The sequence below is a fragment of the Arthrobacter sp. Hiyo1 genome (genome assembly GCF_001263615.2).
Classification (GTDB): Bacteria; Actinomycetota; Actinomycetes; order Actinomycetales; family Micrococcaceae; genus Arthrobacter.
Genome location: NZ_DF952470.1, coordinates 227,681 through 230,701, shown reverse-complemented (window position 1 = coordinate 230,701; position 3,021 = coordinate 227,681). Strand labels below are relative to the sequence as shown.

The following is a 3,021-nucleotide window of genomic DNA, read 5'->3' as shown; positions in this document are numbered from 1 at the left end:
CCACTGAGCGGGCTCATAGTCCCCAGCCGGGGCGGGAAGATCGGCCGCCGCCTCGGCGGCCCGCTGGGCTGCAAGATCCTCGGGTTCCAACTCGCCGAGGAGGCGCAGGATTTCCGCGGTTTCCCTGGGCTTCCCCTGCAGGGCCTCCTCGGTTCCGAGGATGGTGCCCACCTCGTGGAAGTAGAGCGTGTGCAGCGCCGGGCTGTTCACAAGCGTGGGGACGCGTTCGCTCAGGATGCGGTTTCCTTCGGCGTGCCGCATCACGAAGTACAGGGGGCTTTCAGCGGTGAAAGTGGTCATCTTTGCCTTCTCGGTTCAGGGTTCTCAGGTCAGTGTTCTCGTGGAGCAAGGGACGGGACATCGGTGCGTGTGCCGCTCAGTGCCGACAATGCGGAGCCGATCTCTCGCTTGATGGGCGCTGGAGTGAAGATCAGCCCCTGGTTCAGGGACGTCTGGCGGTACCAGACGGTGTCCTTGCGGAATTGGGCTGCCGCGGCGGGATCGTGCGCGTCGATGGCCTGCCAGACTGCCGCGTAGGCCCCGGGATCGTCCATGATGGCGGACAGCGGCGAGTCCAGGGACACGGCACCGTGCGCCGCGGCAGAAGCGACGTCGGGCACGTCCCAGGCGTACCGGCCGGATCCCACTTCGAACTCCTCGGATCCGTCAGGCAAGGAAACGACGGCGGTGGTCCCCGGAGGCACGACGGCTTCCACGAGGATCCGCTCGCCGGAACGCTTCCAGGCCACGCTGGCCAGGCCGTACGGCGTCTCGTGTGAGGTGCCGGCATGCTGCAGGCTCCGGAGCGGACGCGGAGCGATGTGCTGTTTCCGGTAGCCCGGCGCAGCAGGAGCCAGGCCGGCAACGGTCCGGTGCATCCAATCGGCAATGGCGCCGAGCGCGTAGTGGTTGAAGGAGGTCATTTCGCCGGGGTTGACCGTGCCGTCCTCCAGGATGGAGTCCCAGCGTTCCCAGATGGTGGTGGCGCCCTGGGTGACCGGGTAGAGCCAGGACGGGCATTCGGTCTGGGTGAGCAAGCGCTCAGCGGCATCCATGTGCCCGGTGACGGTCAGGGCGTCCGCGACGAGCGGCGTACCGACGAACCCGGTGGCGATCCTGTAGCCGCCCAGCCGGGCCAGTTCCGCGAGCCGGTCACCAAGTGCCTGGCGTTGGACGGGATCCGTGCTGATCCCGAACATGAGAGCCAGCGAGTAGGCCGTTTGCGCATCCGAAACCATGCGGCCGGAGGGCGTGACGTATTCGGAGAGGAACGCGCTGCGTACGTCTTCGGCGAGGGTTGAGTATTTGCCGTGGTCGTCGTCGGCGCCCAGCACGGCCGCGGCTTGGCCGTGAGGTCGAGGGAACGGAAAAGGTAGGCGCTGGCCACGATGTCGCCGTGGGTGCGGGCGGCGCCGGGCTTGTCCGGCGGTGCTGCCGGGTCCAGCCAGTCGCCCAGCTGCATTTGGCCCTGCCACAAGCCGGAGCTGTCCCGGACGCGGAGCAACGCATCAGCCCAATCGCACATGCTTCGGTACTGCCGGCCCAGCAGTCCGAGGTCGCCGAAGCGTTCAAAGAGCACCCACGGAACCACCGTGGCGGCGTCACCCCAGGCGGCCACGGGCGATTCCAGCATGCCGAGCACCGCAGGAACGACAATGGGCACCACACCGTTGCGGTGGCTCTGTTCGAGGGCGAGATCCTGCAGCCAGGAGCTGAGGAACCCCAAGGAGTCGTAGAGGTAGCTGGCCGTCGGGCTGAAGACCTGGATGTCTCCGGTCCAGCCAAGGCGCTCGTCCCGCTGCGGGCAGTCGGTGGGCAGCGCCAGGAAGTTGCCGCGCATTCCCCACAGGGCGTTCTCGTGCAGGCGGTTCAACATCGGGTCCGAGCACTCGAACCATCCGGTGCGGCGCATGTCGTTGTGGACGACGACAGCGGTGATCGCCGCCGGGTCCAGCTCGCCGGGCCAGTTGTCTACTTGTGCATAGCGGAACCCGTGGAACGTGAAGCGAGGCTCCCATTCCTCCTCCCCGGAATCCTCCCCGCCGCCGGCGAGCGTGTAGCTGTCCGTAGCGGCAGCCAGGCGAAGCGGACGGAGGGACAGTTCACCATCTTCCAGGACCTCGGCATGGCGGAGTGTGATCCGGCGTCCCGCGTCGCCGCTTACCCGGATCCGGAGGCGGCCCACCAGGTTCTGGCCGAAGTCCAGGACGGTGGCGCCGGATGGCGTGGTCAGGATTTCCCGGACCGGCAGTTCTTCGATCCGACGGACCGGAGGCGCCACGGCGGGAGTTGCCTCCGCCCACGGCTTGGAGCCCGGGGCCCTGGAATCCGCAGCTCCGGAGTCCACGGAAGCGGGAAGCCAGCGCGAATCGTCGAAATCCGGCAATGACCAGCCGGCCTCGATACGCCGCGCATCGAAAGATTCCCCCGCGTAGATGCCGCTGGAAACGAGTGGGCCCGCCGTGGTGCCCCGCCACTCCGGGCCGCTGGCCACGGTTTGCCGCGTGCCGTCGGCGTATTCGAGATGCAGTTCCACTTTGACGGCCGGCTGCTCGCCGTAGAACGGTGTGGCAAAGCCGTGGAAGCCGTATTTTTCGGTGTACCAGCCTCCCGCGAGCCACACACCAATGGCGTTGGCCCCCTGTTTGAGGAGCGCGGTGACGTCGGTGGTTTCGTGGTTGAGTCGGTCGGCGTAAGCCGTCCAGCCCGGTTTCAGAACCTGGTCATCCACTTCCGAGCCGTTGATTTCGGCCTGGTAGACACCGTGCGCGGTGGCGAAGAGGGTGGCTTTGGCCAAGCCCGGGCCCACCGTGAATTCGTGCCGCAATTGGCCGGGCTGCCCGAGCGGAATCTCCGCCCGGGAAAGGACGGGCAGGCCGATCGCTTCGGCCTGCCACGGCCCTTCAAGGTAGCCACCCGCCAAAGCCAAGGGTGCGCTCCAAGCCGTGGTGCCGCCGTCGTTCCCCGAGACGCGCACCTCGACTGCCACCTGCTCCCCGGCGTCGATGGCCCCAAAAGGCC

Annotated in this window: 2 protein-coding genes and 1 pseudogene; all 3 read right to left on the bottom strand. The window is 67.4% G+C overall.

Annotated elements, in window-relative coordinates; translation table 11 throughout:
• Nucleotides 1-300, bottom strand: a 300-nt coding sequence (locus AHiyo1_RS24675; RefSeq protein WP_172465565.1) for a hypothetical protein, incomplete at its 3' end; no start/stop codon positions are given.
• 29 nt (nucleotides 301-329) lie between these two features.
• Nucleotides 330-878, bottom strand: coding sequence for an alpha-L-rhamnosidase C-terminal domain-containing protein (locus AHiyo1_RS26530; protein WP_253257276.1), 549 nt, complete (start codon nucleotides 876-878; stop codon nucleotides 330-332).
• A 45-nt stretch (nucleotides 879-923) separates the two neighbouring features.
• Nucleotides 924-2,809, bottom strand: a pseudogene (locus AHiyo1_RS09955) (family 78 glycoside hydrolase catalytic domain); the annotation flags it as partial.
• Nucleotides 2,810-3,021 lie beyond the last annotated feature (212 nt).